Raw genomic sequence first — 14,824 nt, forward strand, 5'->3', positions numbered from 1 at the left:
ATGCGGCAGACGTTCATCGACACCACCACGGAACTGCTCGCCGACGATCCGCGTACGGCGCTGGTGCTGGCCGACATCTCGGCCGAGTCCTTCGCCCCGGCCCGGCGCCGGCACCCCGACCGCGTGATCAACGTCGGCATCCGGGAGCAGCTCATGACCGGCGTGGCCGGTGGGCTCGCGCTGACCGGGATGCGGCCCTATGTGCATTCGTACGCACCGTTTCTCATCGACCGGGCGTACGAGCAAGTGAAATTGGACCTCGGTCATCAGGACGTGGGCGCGGTGCTGGTCAGCATCGGCGGCTCCTACGACGCGGCGGCCGAGGGCTACACGCATCAGTCGCCGGGCGACGTGGCGCTGCTGGACACGCTCGACGGCTGGACCGTGCACGTGCCGGGTCACCGCGACGAGGTGTCGTCGCTGCTGCGGGACGCCGCCCGGCACGACGACCGGGTCTACGTCCGGCTCAGCGCGCAGGAGAACCGGCGGGCGTACGTCGCGCCCTCCCTGCAGGTCATCACGAGGGGTGGCCCGTTGGTGGTGGCGGTCGGGCCGATGCTCGATCCGGTGCTGGAGGCGACCCGTGGCCTGGACGTCACCGTGGCGTACACGAACACGCCGCGCCCGCTGGACGCCGACGGTCTGCGCGCGCTCACCGAGCACGAGGTGATCATGGTGGAGCCCTACCTGGCCGGCACCTCGGCGGCGGCGGTCAGCGCGGCCCTGACGGGCCTTCCGCATCGCGCGCTGCATCTGGGCGTGGGCAAGGCGGAGGTGCGGCGGTACGGCACGTGGCGCGACCACGCTCGGGCCCACGGCCTGGACGCCGCCGGCCTGCGCGCCTCGATCAGCGCTTTCCTCTGAAGGCCTCTAAGCCGCGATAGCGCGCGGCCGGAAGACGTTCTGCAGCAGCTGGTCGAAATGGATCACGGCCTTCGGGCTGCTCAGCCGCATGCGGAACCGCTCCCGCACCCCGTCCACCGCGGTCGCCGTCACGTCCACCCTGGACCGTGCCGGCTCCGGCTGCCACGAGACGTTGCTGAGATGCCGCAGGTTGGCGTTGAGATGCAGCTTGAGCCGGTGCAGCACCTTCGTCTCCTGGGTCACCACCAGCCGGCGATAGGTCAGCACCAGCATGAACTCGCCGGCCATCGGCGCGTCCGGCCGCAGACATCGGCTGACCAGCACGGTCTTCTCGTCCGGCTCGATGCAGCGGCGGAAGATGGGCATGTGCCGGCTCACGGTCGGGATGGCGACACCGGCCTCGGCGGCGGCGGGGAGGAACGTACGGGAGAACACGTCCATACGGCGTTCAACGGTGCCGGCGCGAGGAAGTCACTGCATAGTTGGGGCATGCAGTGGCGTGTGAAGCCGGTCCTCCCGGTCTCGAAGCTGATGGGCGCGGTCGCGGTGGCGGTGCTGGCGCTGGCTTTCGCCGGCGGTGACCCGATCCGATGGGTGCTCGCCGCGGTCGCCGGCGTCGCGCTGGCGCTGTGGGCGCTGCGCGATCTGATCAGGCCGGTCCGCCTGGCGGCGGACCCGTCCGGGGTCACGGTGGTGGCCGGGTTCGCGCGCCGTCGCCGCCTGCTCTGGGATCAGATCGAGAGGGTACGGGTGGACCGCCGCACCCATCGGGGTCTCCGCAGCGAGATGCTCGAGCTGGACGCGGGCGACGCGATCTACCTTTTCAGCACTCACGACCTGGGCACCGAGCCCGAGGAGGTCGCCACCGCCCTGGCCGACCTGCGGGTCTCCGCCTCTCAGAGCAACATCTGAGTCCGTACGACCGCACCGATCAACAGCACGAGGAACACCGCCGCACAGCCGATGAGCTGGACCCGGCCGCGGTTGCGCATCGGGGCGTAGGCCAGCACGTAGGCGACCGCGCCACCGATGACCAGGCCGCCGAGGTGGCCGGCGATCGACACGTTCGGCACGGCGAAAGTGAAGAGCAGGTTGACCACCAGCAGCGGGATGAGCTGGCTGATGTCGCGCTTGAGCCGCCGGTTCACCACGATCATGGCCAGGAAGAGCCCGAAGATCGCGGTCGAGGCGCCGGCGGCGGGCTGGTTCTGCGGCGTGAACAGATAGGCCGCCACGTTGCCGCCGAGACCGGCCAGCAGATAGAGCGCGGCGAAGCGCCACGGCCCGAACTGGATCTCGAGGTAGCGCCCGAGCTGCCAGAGCAGCCACATGTTCAGCGCCAGGTGCAGGATGCCGTAATGGAGGAACATGGCGGTGACCAGCCGCCACCACTCGCCGGCGGCGATGCCGTGTGCCTCACCGCCGAGCACGTACGGCGCGTAGCCCAGCACCTCACCCCATCGGGTGAGCGGCGTCTCGGACCCCATGAGACCGAACCATCCGCCGGCCCCGGCGAGCGCCGTGGCGCCGCCCAGGATCGCCGACAGGGCCATCACGGCCACGTTGAGGCCGATCAGGGTGCGTGTCACGTAGCCGCCGGCGCCGGCGCGGCTGCCGCCGAAAGCGGTGCGCGCCGGCCGCTGGCTTCGCTTGCCTTCCGCGACACACTCCGGGCACTGGTGACCGACGGACGCCTCGTTCATGCAATCGGGGCAGATCGGCCGGTCACAGCGGGTGCACCGGATGTAGGTCTCCCGCGACGGATGGCGGTAGCAGACCGGGACCGTCGAGGGAGCCTCACTCATGTATCAACGGTACTTCAGGACTGCGAACGCTCGATCTCCACCCGCTCCACGACGACGTCCTCGCGCGGACGGTCGCCGGGGCCGGTCGCCGTGGTCGCGATCGAGTCGACGACCTTGGCCGACTGCTCGTCGGCGACCTGGCCGAAGATGGTGTGCCGACGGTTGAGGTGCGGGGTCGGGGCCACCGTGATGAAGAACTGCGAGCCGTTGGTGCCCGGGCCGGCGTTCGCCATGGCGAGCAGGTACGGGCGGTCGAACTGGAGCTCCGGGTGGAACTCGTCGGCGAACTGGAAGCCCGGGCCACCGCGACCGGTGCCGGTCGGGTCGCCGAGCTGGATCATGAAGCCGGCGATGACCCGGTGCGAGATCGTGCCGTCGTAGTAGGGGCCGTTGCCCTTCTGGCCGGTGCGCGGGTCGACGTAGTCCTTCGTGCCCTCCGCGAGCTCCACGAAGTTGCGCACGGTCGCCGGGGCGTGATCCGGGAACAGCTGCAGCCGGATCGGGCCATGGTTGGTGTGCAGGGTGGCGTAAAGCGTCTCGGCCACGGGTACTCCTGTCTGTGTCACGGTCGCCCCACAGGTACCTCTCAGGGGGCGATTGGACAGTTCTTTGCAGTTCGGATCCTCCCCCATGTGTCTGAAAGCGGCAGCGCGGGGGTACCGAAGCAGGGCACGATGACGTGGGAGAGAGCCACAGGAGGTGGGCACTGGTGTTGGCAACGATGCGCCGTAAGAGCCGGAACCGGCGGATGAAGAACGAGCTCAATCAGGGCGTGGATCACTTCAAGCGCGCGGCGACGCTGGCAGCGCAGGAGACCAGCGCGACCGTGGGCCCGACGCTGACCGCCGCGGTCGACCGGGTCCAGCCGGCCGCCGTGAAGGCCAAGGACGCCGCGACCAGCGGCTGGGGCAGTGCTGTGGCGACCATCACGCCGCTGGTGGCGGCCGCCAGTGACAACGTGAAGCAGGCCGGCAAGGTCAGCAAGAAGTCGGCCAAGCAGAACAAGAAGGAAGCCAAGAAGCTTCAGAAGCGCGCGACCAAGGCGGTGAACCGCAAGCAGAAGAAGGGCCGCGGTTCCAAGCTTCTCGGTTTCGCTCTGCTCGGCGCGGCCGTCGGCGTCGGCGCGGCGTACGTCAACAAGCGCCGCCGGGCCGCCCAGTGGGACGAGTACGAGCCGGCCGCCCCGCTGACCACGAACCGGAGCACGAGCGCGGACGACGCCACGTTCGAGCCGGACGAGCCGCAGGCCTTCACGTCGTCGCCGAACGGCACGGTGCCCAACCCGGCGCCGAAGACCCTGTAGTCACTGCGGAGCTGTCTGACGGGCCCGCGCTGGATCCAGCGCCGGGCCCATCGGCATGAGCGACATCAGCTCGGCCGGTATCTGCTGAGGACGTACGCCGCCATAGCCCAGCTTGGTCAGCAGGGCCCGGCCGGCCAGCGGATATTGCCGGCCGGTGTCGGTCACGACGCTGACCGTGCCGGACCCGGCGGGCGCGGTCGGCGAGGCGGCGGAGACGGTGACCGCGCCCTTGCCGCGCTCGACGAAGACCCGGTCGGCCCGCACGCTGTTGTCGGCGCCGGGTACGCCGGCCACGGCCAGGCCCTGTGGCGTGGTCGGATCGATCCGGATGCCGGCGCCGGATTTGTCGATCGGCAGGGTGACGCAGGCCCGGGACGGCGTGCCCTCGGCCAGCGTGGGCAGGTCCGGCGGTAGCCCGTCCGGATCGCCGGCGTCGCTGACGCGGGTCTGCGACGTGGGGATGCTCAGGAAGTCGTTGCCGACGGCGATCGGCTCCCGCGCGCCCGGCACCGTGCGCATCAGGGCGGCCTGCATCTCGGTCAGCACGGCCTTGCCGTCGGCCAGGATCACCGCCACCTGCCGCGAGTCGGTGACCAGCTGGCCGACCCGGAAGTCACTGCCGGCCGAGTTGCCGCCGACGCCGGCGATCCGCGGGGCGACCAGGTCGGGGCCGGCCGGCACGGCGTTGATCCAGGCCACCGAGACCGGCCACGGCGACTGGGCGCCGAGGCGCAGCGTGTTCAGCGTGACGTCGAGCCGGTTCGCGGGGATGGCGAAGCGCCGGTTGCCGGAGATCAGATAGGTGCGGTCGTCGGGGTCGCTCACCAGAAGCGCCTGGCCGGCCTGGGCCAGGACCGTGCCGTCGGTGAGCTGGACGCCGGCCAGCAGTGTGCTCAGCGGTGAGCCCGACGAGTTGTCGGTGCAGACCGACCAGCGCTCGGTGAGCAGCGCCTTCTTGCCCGGCAGGGAGTCGGGCGCGTCCGGGATCCCGAGGGGGTCGCCGAGCGGCACGGTGGCCAGTTTCTCCGACGAGATGCCCTTCATGGCGGGCGCCTCGGCGTTCGCCAGCAGCAGGCCGGAGGCGTAGTTGAGCACCGGGTGCAGCCGGCTGTCGGCCTCCGAATAGACGAACCGGGCGCCGGTGCCCTTCTCCTGGAAGACGACGCTCGCGTCCTTGGGGCTGACGTTGCTGTTGCCGGTGATGACGCCGTAGATCGTGGCGGCGAGCACCGCGAGCGCGGCGATCAGCAGGCTGACCAGCGCAGTCGTACCGGCCCGGCGCAGTGGCGAACGCTGCGGGTCGGGGTCGTGGGTGACCAGCGCCGCCACCACTCGCTGAAGCGAGTACTGGTACGAATGGAGCTGGTCCTGACGCGACGGCACCCTGTCACTCTAGAGGCCACTGTCTATATGGTCACAGCCAGCCGCTGCGCCGCAGCGCACGGTAGAGCAGCACCGAGATGATCAGAATGACGGTCCACCACGCCGGATAGCCGTACTGCCAGTCGAGCTCGGGCATGAACTTGAAGTTCATCCCGTAGATGCCGGCGCCGGCGGTCCACACCGTCGCGATGGCCGCCCATGCGGCGATCTTGCGCATGTCGTTGTTCTGGTCGACGGTCACCTGGGCCAGCCGGGCCTGCAGGATCGAGTTGAGCAGGTCGTCGAACGAGGACACCTGCTCGACCGTACGGGTCAAGTGGTCCTGGACGTCGCGGAAGTACTTGCCGATGCGCTTGGGGACCAGCGCCACGATCATCGCCAGCGGGCGCTGCAACGGCGTCACCGCCCGGCGGAACTCGACCAGCTCCCGCTTCATCTGGTAGATCGCCGGGATCGGGCTGGCCTGGTCACGGGCGAAGACGCCCTCCTCGATCTGGTCGAGGTCGACCTCGACCTTGTCGGCCACCGCGACGTAATGGTCGACGACCCGGTCGGTCACCGCGTACGCCACCGCCCACGGCCCCTGCTCGAGCAGGTCGGCCCGGCTCGACTCGAGATCGGCCCGGACCGAGCCCATCTCGGAGGCGTCGCCGTGCCGGACGGTGATGACGAACTGCTCGCCCACGAAGATCATCATCTGGCCGGTCTCGACGACCTGCGAGGTCTCGGTGAGCTGGCTGTGCGGCACGTAGCGGGCCGTGCGCATGACCAGGAAGTGCACCGAGCCGAAGTTCTCCAGCTTGGGGCGCTGCTCGGCCTTCACCGCGTCTTCGACGGCGAGCTCGTGCAGGCCGTACGTCCGGGCGATGCCGGCCATCTCCTCCTCGCCCGGCTCGTGCAGGCCGAGCCAGACGAAGGCGTTCTCCCGCGCGCAGGCGATCTTCAGCGCCTCGTCGGGCGAGTGGTCGCCGGGCAGGCGCTGCCCGGCCACGTAGACCGCGCAGTCGACCACGGCGCTGCCCGCGCCGTGACCGGGGCGCGCGCCGTTCGGGCTGCCGTCGGCGGCGCCGAGCACCCTGTTCATGGCCCGCAAGGGTGCGGCGAGGGCTCGCGAGAGCGGCCTGTTCCGTTCGCGATCGCTCATCTGAACCTCCCCCACACAAACGTCGACCGGGCAAGGGTGAAACGTACCCGCCCGGTCGACGACGATGTCTGCCGCGTCAGGCACGGACCTCTTCGATGGCGGCGGCGATCCGGCGTACGCCCTCGTCGATCTGGTCGACGGTGACGGCCGAGTACGCCAGGCGCAGCGAGTGGTTACCGCCCTCGAGCAGGAAGTCGCTGCCCTTGACGACCGCCACGCCCTTTTTCATCGCGGCCGGGAACAGCTTGTCCACGTCGACGTCGTCCGGCAGGTCGACCCAGAGGAAGTAGCCGCCGTCGGGCTCGGTGAAGGTGGCGCCCGGGATGTGCTTGCGCAGCGACTCGGCCAGCACCTGGGCCCGCTCGCCGAGAGCCGTGCTCACGGTCCGCACGGAGCGCTCGATGTCGCCCGAGACGCAGAACTGGTGCACGATCGCCTCGGAGACCATACCGGGCGAGATGTACAGGTTGGTGGCCTTCTTGGCGATCGCGTCGATCAGCGCGGCCGGGCCGACCAGATATCCGACGCGCACGCCGGGGCAGACCGTCTTGGTGAAGCTGGAGGCGTGCACGACCGCGTTCTCACTGTCCATCGACAGCATCGACGGCAGCGCGTCGCCGCGGAACCGGATGTCGACGTACGGGTCGTCCTCGAAGATGGTGAAACCGAACTCGACGGCCAGCGCGAGCAGGGCCCGGCGCTTCTCGACCGAGAGCGTGATGCCGGCCGGGTTCTGGTAGTTCGGGATGATGTGCGCGAGCTTGGGGCGTACGCCGGACTCGAGCAGGGCGCGCAGCTCGTCGACGGCGATGCCGTCGGACTCCAGCGTCACCTGGTGCACCTTGGCGCCCAGGTTCTGCAGGCTGAGGAGCGTGCGGTCGTACGTCGGCTTCTCCACCACGACGTCGTCGCCCGGCTGCACGAGGTGGTTGAAGAGAAAGGCGTCGGCCTGGAGCGAGCCGTTGGTGACGATGACCTGGTCGGCCGAGACGTTGTGCTTCTCGGCGATCCACTTGCGCAGCGGGACGTAACCGACGGACGTGCCGTAAGCGGTCACGCCGGCCGGGTCGGCGTCGAAGGCGCGGGTGGCGGCGGCCTTCAGGCCCTCGACGTCGATGATGTCCAGCGACGGAGCGCCACGGGCGAAGGAGATCAGCTGCTCAGCGGTCATGCTGACAAGCTTACGAGCAGCCTCTATAGAATTTTCGTCTGCCTCGTGCGGTCCGGGCTGTGGGACAAGGGCCGTATTGTGCTGCCTTTAAGAAGATTTAGGAGACCACTTCATGATCGGCCTCATCCTCGCCGCCGGCGCCGGGCGCAGACTCCGTCCGTATACGGACACGCTGCCCAAGGCCCTAGTCCCGGTGGACGGGGACACCACGATCATGGACATCGCGCTGCGCAACCTCGCGGCCGCGGGCCTGCCGGACGTGACGATCGTGGTCGGATACCGCGCGAGCGCCGTCGAGGAGCGGGTCTCGGCCTTCGAGCGGAAGTACGGCGTGAAAATCACCCTCGTGCACAACGACAAGGCCGAGGAATGGAACAACGCGTACTCGCTCTGGCTCGCCCGTGACCACTTCGCGCAGGGCGCGTTGATGGTCAATGGAGACACCGTTCACCCGGTCAGCGTCGAACAGACCCTCCTCGATAATCGTGGCCCGAGCATCCTGCTCGCCATCGACAATCTGAAGAAGCTGGCTGACGAGGAGATGAAGACCGTCTTCAGCCCAGATGGACAGCTCACCAAGATTACGAAGCTGATGGAGCCCGGCGACGCCTTCGGCGAGTACATCGGGGCCAACATCATCGAGGCCCCGGCCGCAGCCGCGCTGGCCGACGCGCTCAAGACGACCTGGGAGCGCGACCCGAACCTCTACTATGAGGACGGCTTCCAGGAATACGCGAACCGTGGCGGCGAGGTCCGCGCCGCGACCATCGGCGAGGTGTCCTGGGTCGAGGTCGACAACCACGACGACCTGGCCAAGGCGCGGGGCATCGCATGCCGTTACTAGCCCGCAGCGTCCAGACGCCGCTGCACATCCTGGTGCGCCGCGGCGCGGTGGCCGACCTGGGCCGGATCCTGGCCGACGGTCGCGTCTCGTCCGGCGGTGACGTGGCGGTGGTGGTCGGCCCGGGACTGGGTGAGCGGATCGTCGAGCTGATCCGCCCGTCGCTGCGCTCGGCCGACGTCTTCACCACCACCGGTGGCACCCTGGACGCGGCGCTCGAGCTGGCCGCCAAGCTCCGGGCGGGCCAATACGACGCGGTGGTCGGCATCGGTGGCGGCACCACGGTCGACGTGGCCAAATACGCGGCCAGCCGCTGGGGCCTACCGATGATCTCGGTCGCCACGAGCCTGGCCAACGACGGCTTCGCCTCGCCGGTGGCCAGCCTGATCAACGACGGTCTCAAGGGCTCGTACGGGGTACACATCCCGTTCGGCGTGATCGTCGACCTCGACTTCGTCGAAACGGGGCCGGACAGGGTCAACCGCGGCGGCATCGGCGACGCGATCAGCAACATCAGCGCGCTGGCCGACTGGGAGCTGGGCCGTGAGGTCCGTGGCGAACCGTTCGACGGCCTGGCCGCGTCCCTGGCCCGGATGGGCGCCGAGGCCGTGCTCACCATGCCGGGCGACCTCACGGACGACGCGTTCGCCACGGTGCTGGCCGAGGCGCTCATCTCCAGCGGCCTCGCGATGGCGGTCTACGGCGACAGCCGCCCCGCCAGCGGCGGCTGCCACGAGATCATGCACGCCGTCGACTCGCTCTACCCGGGCACCGCCTCGCACGGTGAGCTGGCCGGTCTGGGCGCCCTGTTCTGCACGTTCCTGCGCGGCGACGATCGGCGCTTCGCCCAAATGGCCGACTGCCTCGGACGCCACCACCTGCCCCGGGTGCCGGCCGACATCGACCTGACCCACGAGCAGTTCGTCGAGGCCGTCGCGTTCGCCCCGCGCACCCGCCCCGACCGCTACACGATCCTCGAACACCTCGCCATGTCCCCCGACGAGATCAGCCGAAAGCTGGCCACATATGTCGAAGCAGTCGCCGCCCACTGACTCCACCGCCCCCACGGCCGCCGACTACTACGCGGTCAACCGCGGTGGTGGCCTGTTCAGCGAGGGCCTGAGCCAGCACATCGGTGCCCGGATCGCGGTACAGGCCTACAAGCACAAGATCGCGCCGTCCGTGCTCACCGTGCTCAACCTGGGCCTCGGCTGCCTGGTCTCGTTCGTGGTGGTGGCGGCGGCGGGCCCGGTCGCGGACGGCCAGGTCTGGGCTTGGCCGATCGGTCTTCTCGCGCTGGTCGGTTGGCAGTTGGCGTACGCCTTCGACTGCGCCGACGGACAACTCGCGCGGGTAACGGGCCAGACGAGCGCGGCCGGCGGCCGTCTGGACGTGCTGTGCGACGTGGCCGTGCAGATCTCCCTGGTAGCCGCCATCGCCGCGGTGGCGGAGGCGCAGGTGCCGGAGACCCCGGCCTGGTTGCTGGCCGCCTTCGCCGGCACGTGGATGGTCAACCTGGTCACGTCGGTCATGCAGTCCGGCGCCCAGGCGTCCAGCATGGTGACGAGCCGCTCGTTGCCCGTCCGCGTGGTGAAGCTGGTCCGCGACTACGGAGCGGTGATCGCCCTGGCCGGCGTGGTGCTGGCCGTGGCACCACAGTGGACGATCTGGTTCGTGGGCCTCTTCACGTTGGTCAACGCCGCTTTCTTGGCCGCCAGCGTGGTCTTCTCGGCCCGGGAGGCCCTGCGCGGCTGACCCGTTCCCCACCACCAGTCCGCGTGCACCATCTGAAGTCCCCCGACGCCGCCCGCCTCGCCGGCAGGTGGGCTGCACTATCTGCGTTCCCCGCCTCCAGCCAAGCCAGCCAGGCGGCGCGCGCTATCTGAGTTCGTCGTGCTGGCCTCGGCAAACAGGCGGTGTACGCCATCTGCGTTTGCCGGGCTGGCCTCAGCGGGCAGGCGGTGTGCGCTATCTGCGTTTGCCGTGCTGGCCTCAGCGGGCAAGCGGCCTGCGCTTTGAGTTTGCCGTGCTGGCCTCGGCAGGCAGGCGGTGTGCGCTATTTGAATCGCCGCCGGCCGACTGGCATGTTGGTTCGTTGCGCCATCTGAAGCCGTCTCCCTCGCGGCGGGCGCGCTGTGCGGGAAGCCGTGCTCGGCCGCCTCGCACGTCGCTGGTCAGGAGGTGGGGCCGCGGCGCGGTTGTCGGCGGCCGGAGGCCGGCGTGACCCGGCAGCACAGCCCGGCGGCGGCGTGAGGGCGTGACCAACGACGGCCCGGCTATTACGGCGGGGGCCTTCGGCTAACCCCGTATCTCTGAAGGACCCGGCGGTGGGCCGATCAGCGCGAGCCGCGTCTGACCCTGAAGGACCCGGCGGTGGGCCGATCGGCGTAAGCCGCGTCTGACCCTGAAGGACCCGGCGGTGGGCCGATCAGCGTAAGCCGCGTCTGACCCTGAAGGACCCGGCGGTGGGCCGATCAGCGTAAGCCGCGTCTGACCCTGGAGGACCGAAAGACCCGGCGGCGGGCCGATCAGCGCAAGCCGCGTCTAACCCAGGGCCGAAAGACCCGGCGGGGCGATCAGCGCGCGCCGCCGGGTCTTATCCCAGGGTCAGCTGATGTCGGGGCCGGTGAGTACGGCGGTGGGGTCGTCGACCAAGTGGCGGACGTCCCAGACCCAGGCGCCGCCGGTCCAGGTGGGCTGGAAGCCCAGGAGGTTTGTCATGGCTCGCAGCATCTCGGTGTCGCGGAGCTGCGGGGTCAGGACGATGACGGCGGCCTTCCAGTAGCGGAGGTCGGCCAGTGTCATCTCGCGGCGGGTGTCGGTGATCTCGGGGATCGGGTTGCCCTGGCGGATCGAGGCCATCAGGCCGCTTGTCGGGCGCCACGGTGGCGAGAAGATCGCGGTGCGGTCGGCCGGGTTCAGTGGGTTCTGGTTGGGCAGCAGCGCGTAGGCGCCGGCGATGCGCATGTCCTGGCCCGTGGTCGCCGTCCAGCGCAGCGGGTCGGGGTAGCTCGAGTCGGGCAGCGGCAACGTGACGACGGTGTGGTTGTCGTCGACGAACTGCTTCCAGGCGCCCGAGGTGACGAACTCGGGGGTCGGCGCCATCGGCGCGATCTGGAGCTGGATGGGGGCGAGCGGGACCAGGGCCATCGCCACCGCCGTGATCATGGCGACGCGGACCGGGCCCCGGGCGGCCGGCTGGGCCTTGATCAGGTCGGCCGCTCGTTGGCAGCCGAGGGCCAGGATGATGCCGACGACCGGGGCGATGGCCATGGCCCATCGGGTCGGCACGGCCGAGTTCAGCACCGGGACGCTGTGCAGAACGGACCAGATGCCAGGGATGCCGGTGTTGATGCCGTTGAGGAAAATTCGCGGTCCGAGCGACATCGCCGCGAACAGCAGCGCCACGGCGCCCAGGGTGACGATCGCGACTGAACGGCGCATCCACACGATCAGGCCGGCGAACAGAATGACCAGTCCCCAGCCGAAGAACGCATTTTCCTCGGCTGGGTTCTGCGCGAGCTCGGCGGCCACCGCGGAATTGCCGGCGACGGAACGGCTCGAATAGGCGGTGAACGACGCGAGGTCGGCGCCGAAGTTGCGCACGAACTGCGGGAGGCCGTGGTAGCTCTGCGGGCCGAAGAACTGCACCGCCAGCGGATAGGCCAGCACCGCCAGCGTCACCGTGCCGGCGACGGCCAGCCCGCTGACGAACTGCCGGGTCTCGCCGCGGTGCCGCTTGCGCCGGACGATGGCCATGACCAGGCAGAACAGGCCCAGTCCGACGGCCGTCATGAAGAGGATCTCGAGGTTGATGAACGCCTGCCAGACGAGCAGGCCGGCCAGGATCAGGCCGTTGCGCACCGCGCGGCCGGGCTCACGCAGGCGCAGGGTGCGCACGATGATCCAGGGCACCAGGAATTGCGAGACGATGTTCGGGTGGCCGCCCGCATGCGAAATCATGCTCGGCGCGAACGTGCAGAACAGGGCGCCGACCCAGGCCGCGAGCCGCGAGCTCACGAAGTGGCGCGAGAGAGCGAAATACCACGAGATGCCGGTGATCGCCAAAGCCAGCGTAAGAAATACGTTGAACGCCACATGGGGACCGAACAGAAGGGTCACCGGCGTCATCGGCAACGAAACGGCCAGCACCGAGGTGTTGGCCATCATGTTCACCCCATCGGGGTAATTCATGCGATCGGAGAAGAACGGATATGCGCCATCGGTGAGCACCCGCGCACCATGCGCCATCATCCACTCAAAGAAAGCCTGATCCTGTGGATCATCGCGCAACTGGTGATCAAGATTGAGCCAGAGTGGCGCGGTGATGTACAGCGCGATGACGACGAAAGTCGCGCAGGCCAGGAGATCCCGCCATGCGGGAATGCGGAGCCGGTGGAGTTTTGGCTGTTCAGCGTCGCGTTCCGGCGCTTCGGTGAGGACTGATCCGAGCGCCGCCAACTCGGCGTCGAGATCTTCGGTCTTCCCCACTTGACGGGGCGGAAGCACGTTCCCGCCAGCCGACTGGCCTGTCGAGTCAATACCCGTAATCGTCATAGCGTCGGCGAGCCTATCCGAGGTCCGTAACGTTGCAGTGACAAGCGGGCCATGCGTGACCGAGCCGATATGAACGGGGCTAACCGGACGCGAAGCAACTACGTGTAGTACCCAGCATGCCTATGTCTCAATCAGGCAAAAAATGAGCGGGCGGTCCGGGCTCAACTTTCGGTTACGAACCGAAGATGGTTAACTCTTCCGGTCCCGCTGTCAGCTTCGATCGGCAAGACGAGGGAACCTTACATATGGCAGACATCACTGGAGACCAGCGGATCCAGTCCGAAGTGCTCGAGGGCCTCGCCACGGCGGTGAACCACCGCCGGTGGTTCGTCGAGCTCGCTCTTCCGTACCTCGGGGACAACCCGATCGAGATCGGCAGCGGCCTCGGCGACTACGCGATCGAGTGGGCGGAGCACCTTCCGCGGTTCACGGCGACCGAAGCCGACCCCGACCGGCTGGTCCTGCTCAAGGAGCGGATGGCCGAGCACTCGAACATCGAGGTCCGCCAGATGCTGCTGCCGGCGGCCGACGCCACCGGTGAATACAGCGCCGCGGTGTCGTACAACGTGCTCGAGCACATCGAGGACCACGTCGGCGCGCTGCGCAGCATGTCCGAGCTCGTCCGCCCCGGCGGCCGGGTCATCATCATCGTCCCGGCCTTCATGTTCGCGATGAGCCAGGTCGACATCGCGACCGGCCACATCCGCCGGTACACGAAGAAGACCATGCGCGCCGCCATGACCGAGGCCGGTCTCCAGATCGAGAAGATGCACTACGCGAACGCGCTGGGCCTGATCGGCTACTACGGCGCGACCAGCATCTTCAAGCTGGCCCCCAAGGAAGGCCCGATGGTCAAGGTGTACGACTCGATCGTGCTCCCGGTGACCAAGGCGGCCGAGCAGATCGTGAAGCCGCCGTTCGGCCAGTCGGTCTTCGTGGTGGCGCGGACGCCGTCGAAGTGATCGTCAGCCGCCGGCCGGAGCCGGCGGCTGCGAGTCAGCTCTGGAACGTCGGGCGCATCGTCGCCCGGGCCAGCGTGTGGAACGCCAGGTTGAAGCCGACGTAAGCGGGCGTCGCGTCCGGGCCCACGTCGAGCTTGTCGACGTCGATCGCGTGCACCGCGAAGACGTAGCGGTGGGGGCGGTCCCCGGGCGGCGGCGCGGAACCGCCGTAGTTGCGCTCGCCGTAATCGTTACGGACGCAGAAGGCGCCACCGGGCAGCGGGTCGAGGCCGCGCGGCAGCTCGGTGACGGTCGCCGGCAGGTTGACCAGGACCCAGTGCCAGAACCCGCTGCCGGTCGGCGCGTCCGGGTCGAAGCAGGTCACCACGAAGCCGCGGGTCTCGTCGGGGAAACCCGACCACGCGAGCTGGGGTGACACGTTCTTGCCGCCCGCGCTGGTGTGCGCGAACAGCTCGTCGAGCGGCCGGCCGTCCTGCATGTCTGTGCTGGTCACCGTGAAGGACGGCACCGGGGGCAACAGATCGTACGGGTCCGGGGCTTCGGCGCGGTCGAGACTCATGGTGATTTGTCCTCCGGCCAGATGGTGAAAGCTCTCTCCGTAGGCAGACTAGCCCGAAACGCCGGGCTGTCACCCGATCGGGCGGACGCACACGGGGTGCGCGGTGTGTCCCCCGTGCCGGGTGATGCTTCTGTCCGACATCCGATCGGGTGCGTGCGGCAGAGATCCCCGTGCCCGATGGCGATAAGCAAGTCGGCACCCGCTTTGCGAAGCGGGTGCCGACTGCTTTATACGG

The 14,824-nt window shown here is 69.0% G+C and carries 16 protein-coding genes; 8 read left to right on the forward strand and 8 right to left on the reverse strand.

The window, feature by feature from the left end:
* The gene (locus tag ACFY36_RS33665; RefSeq protein ID WP_499749954.1) at positions 1–864 is read left to right on the forward strand and encodes a transketolase family protein; all 864 of its coding nucleotides are present in this window, start codon (positions 1–3) and stop codon (positions 862–864) included.
* A 6-nt stretch (positions 865–870) separates the two neighbouring features.
* Here the strand turns inward: ACFY36_RS33665 and ACFY36_RS33670 are convergent, their stop codons facing one another.
* Positions 871–1,305 (reverse strand): hypothetical protein, encoded by a 435-nt coding sequence (locus ACFY36_RS33670; protein ID WP_498693335.1) that lies wholly within the window; start codon positions 1,303–1,305, stop codon positions 871–873.
* A gap of 48 nt (positions 1,306–1,353) precedes the next feature.
* Here ACFY36_RS33670 and ACFY36_RS33675 point away from each other — a divergent pair, with 48 nt between their 5' ends.
* The gene (locus ACFY36_RS33675; RefSeq protein ID WP_499749955.1) at positions 1,354–1,776 is read left to right on the forward strand and encodes a PH domain-containing protein; all 423 of its coding nucleotides are present in this window, start codon (positions 1,354–1,356) and stop codon (positions 1,774–1,776) included.
* Here the strand turns inward: ACFY36_RS33675 and ACFY36_RS33680 are convergent.
* Together ACFY36_RS33680 and ACFY36_RS33685 are read right to left on the reverse strand one after the other, a co-directional pair.
* Complete coding sequence (locus ACFY36_RS33680; RefSeq protein ID WP_499749956.1) at positions 1,761–2,669, reverse strand: rhomboid family intramembrane serine protease; 909 nt, start codon at positions 2,667–2,669, stop codon at positions 1,761–1,763. The two genes, ACFY36_RS33675 and ACFY36_RS33680, sit on opposite strands and share 16 nt — an antisense overlap.
* A gap of 14 nt (positions 2,670–2,683) precedes the next feature.
* Complete coding sequence (locus tag ACFY36_RS33685; protein ID WP_499749957.1) at positions 2,684–3,214, reverse strand: peptidylprolyl isomerase; 531 nt, start codon at positions 3,212–3,214, stop codon at positions 2,684–2,686.
* 164 nt (positions 3,215–3,378) lie between these two features.
* On the opposite strand from ACFY36_RS33685, the gene ACFY36_RS33690 reads away from it, so the two are divergent.
* Positions 3,379–3,972 (forward strand): hypothetical protein, encoded by a 594-nt coding sequence (locus ACFY36_RS33690; RefSeq protein ID WP_499749958.1) that lies wholly within the window; start codon positions 3,379–3,381, stop codon positions 3,970–3,972.
* Here the strand turns inward: ACFY36_RS33690 and eccB are convergent, their stop codons facing one another.
* From eccB to ACFY36_RS33705, 3 genes are all read right to left on the reverse strand, one after another.
* Positions 3,973–5,355 carry a type VII secretion protein EccB gene (gene eccB, locus ACFY36_RS33695; RefSeq protein ID WP_499749959.1) on the reverse strand — a complete coding sequence of 461 codons (1,383 nt, stop codon included), beginning with the start codon at positions 5,353–5,355 and terminating at the stop codon, positions 3,973–3,975. It lies immediately after the preceding gene.
* A gap of 31 nt (positions 5,356–5,386) precedes the next feature.
* Positions 5,387–6,499: a magnesium and cobalt transport protein CorA gene (locus ACFY36_RS33700; protein WP_499749960.1), complete on the reverse strand. Its 1,113-nt coding sequence runs from the start codon at positions 6,497–6,499 to the stop codon at positions 5,387–5,389.
* A 76-nt stretch (positions 6,500–6,575) separates the two neighbouring features.
* Positions 6,576–7,670: an aminotransferase-like domain-containing protein gene (locus ACFY36_RS33705; RefSeq protein WP_499749961.1), complete on the reverse strand. Its 1,095-nt coding sequence runs from the start codon at positions 7,668–7,670 to the stop codon at positions 6,576–6,578.
* Between the two features lie 112 nt (positions 7,671–7,782).
* On the opposite strand from ACFY36_RS33705, the gene ACFY36_RS33710 reads away from it, so the two are divergent.
* From ACFY36_RS33710 to ACFY36_RS33720, 3 genes are read left to right on the forward strand one after another with little or no spacing between them, the layout of a single operon-like run.
* Entirely contained in the window at positions 7,783–8,514 is a 732-nt protein-coding gene (locus ACFY36_RS33710; protein ID WP_499749962.1) for a phosphocholine cytidylyltransferase family protein, read from the forward strand.
* Positions 8,502–9,563, forward strand: a complete 1,062-nt coding sequence (locus ACFY36_RS33715; RefSeq protein ID WP_499749963.1) for an iron-containing alcohol dehydrogenase family protein — start codon at positions 8,502–8,504, stop codon at positions 9,561–9,563. The genes ACFY36_RS33710 and ACFY36_RS33715 overlap by 13 nt, the downstream gene beginning before the upstream one ends.
* Positions 9,538–10,266, forward strand: a complete 729-nt coding sequence (locus ACFY36_RS33720; protein ID WP_499749964.1) for a CDP-alcohol phosphatidyltransferase family protein — start codon at positions 9,538–9,540, stop codon at positions 10,264–10,266. Before ACFY36_RS33715 ends, ACFY36_RS33720 begins: the two co-directional genes overlap by 26 nt.
* An 852-nt stretch (positions 10,267–11,118) precedes the next feature.
* On the opposite strand, the gene ACFY36_RS33725 is transcribed toward ACFY36_RS33720, so the two are convergent.
* On the reverse strand, positions 11,119–12,852 hold the full coding sequence (locus ACFY36_RS33725) for a DUF6311 domain-containing protein (protein WP_499750225.1): 1,734 nt from the start codon (positions 12,850–12,852) through the stop codon (positions 11,119–11,121).
* Between ACFY36_RS33725 and ACFY36_RS33730 the strand changes: the two genes are divergently transcribed.
* The gene (locus ACFY36_RS33730) at positions 12,754–12,957 is read left to right on the forward strand and encodes a hypothetical protein (RefSeq protein ID WP_499750245.1); all 204 of its coding nucleotides are present in this window, start codon (positions 12,754–12,756) and stop codon (positions 12,955–12,957) included. The two genes, ACFY36_RS33725 and ACFY36_RS33730, sit on opposite strands and share 99 nt — an antisense overlap.
* 356 nt (positions 12,958–13,313) lie before the next feature.
* A complete protein-coding gene (locus ACFY36_RS33735; protein WP_499749965.1) occupies positions 13,314–14,030 on the forward strand; it encodes a class I SAM-dependent methyltransferase in 717 nt (238 codons plus the stop codon).
* A 34-nt stretch (positions 14,031–14,064) separates the two neighbouring features.
* Here the strand turns inward: ACFY36_RS33735 and ACFY36_RS33740 are convergent, their stop codons facing one another.
* Positions 14,065–14,589, reverse strand: coding sequence for a YbhB/YbcL family Raf kinase inhibitor-like protein (locus ACFY36_RS33740; RefSeq protein ID WP_499749966.1), 525 nt, complete (start codon positions 14,587–14,589; stop codon positions 14,065–14,067).
* Positions 14,590–14,824: the final 235 nt, after the last annotated feature.

Source organism: Actinoplanes sp. NPDC000266, assembly GCF_042899005.1.
In the GTDB taxonomy this organism is placed as follows: Bacteria; Actinomycetota; Actinomycetes; order Mycobacteriales; family Micromonosporaceae; genus Actinoplanes.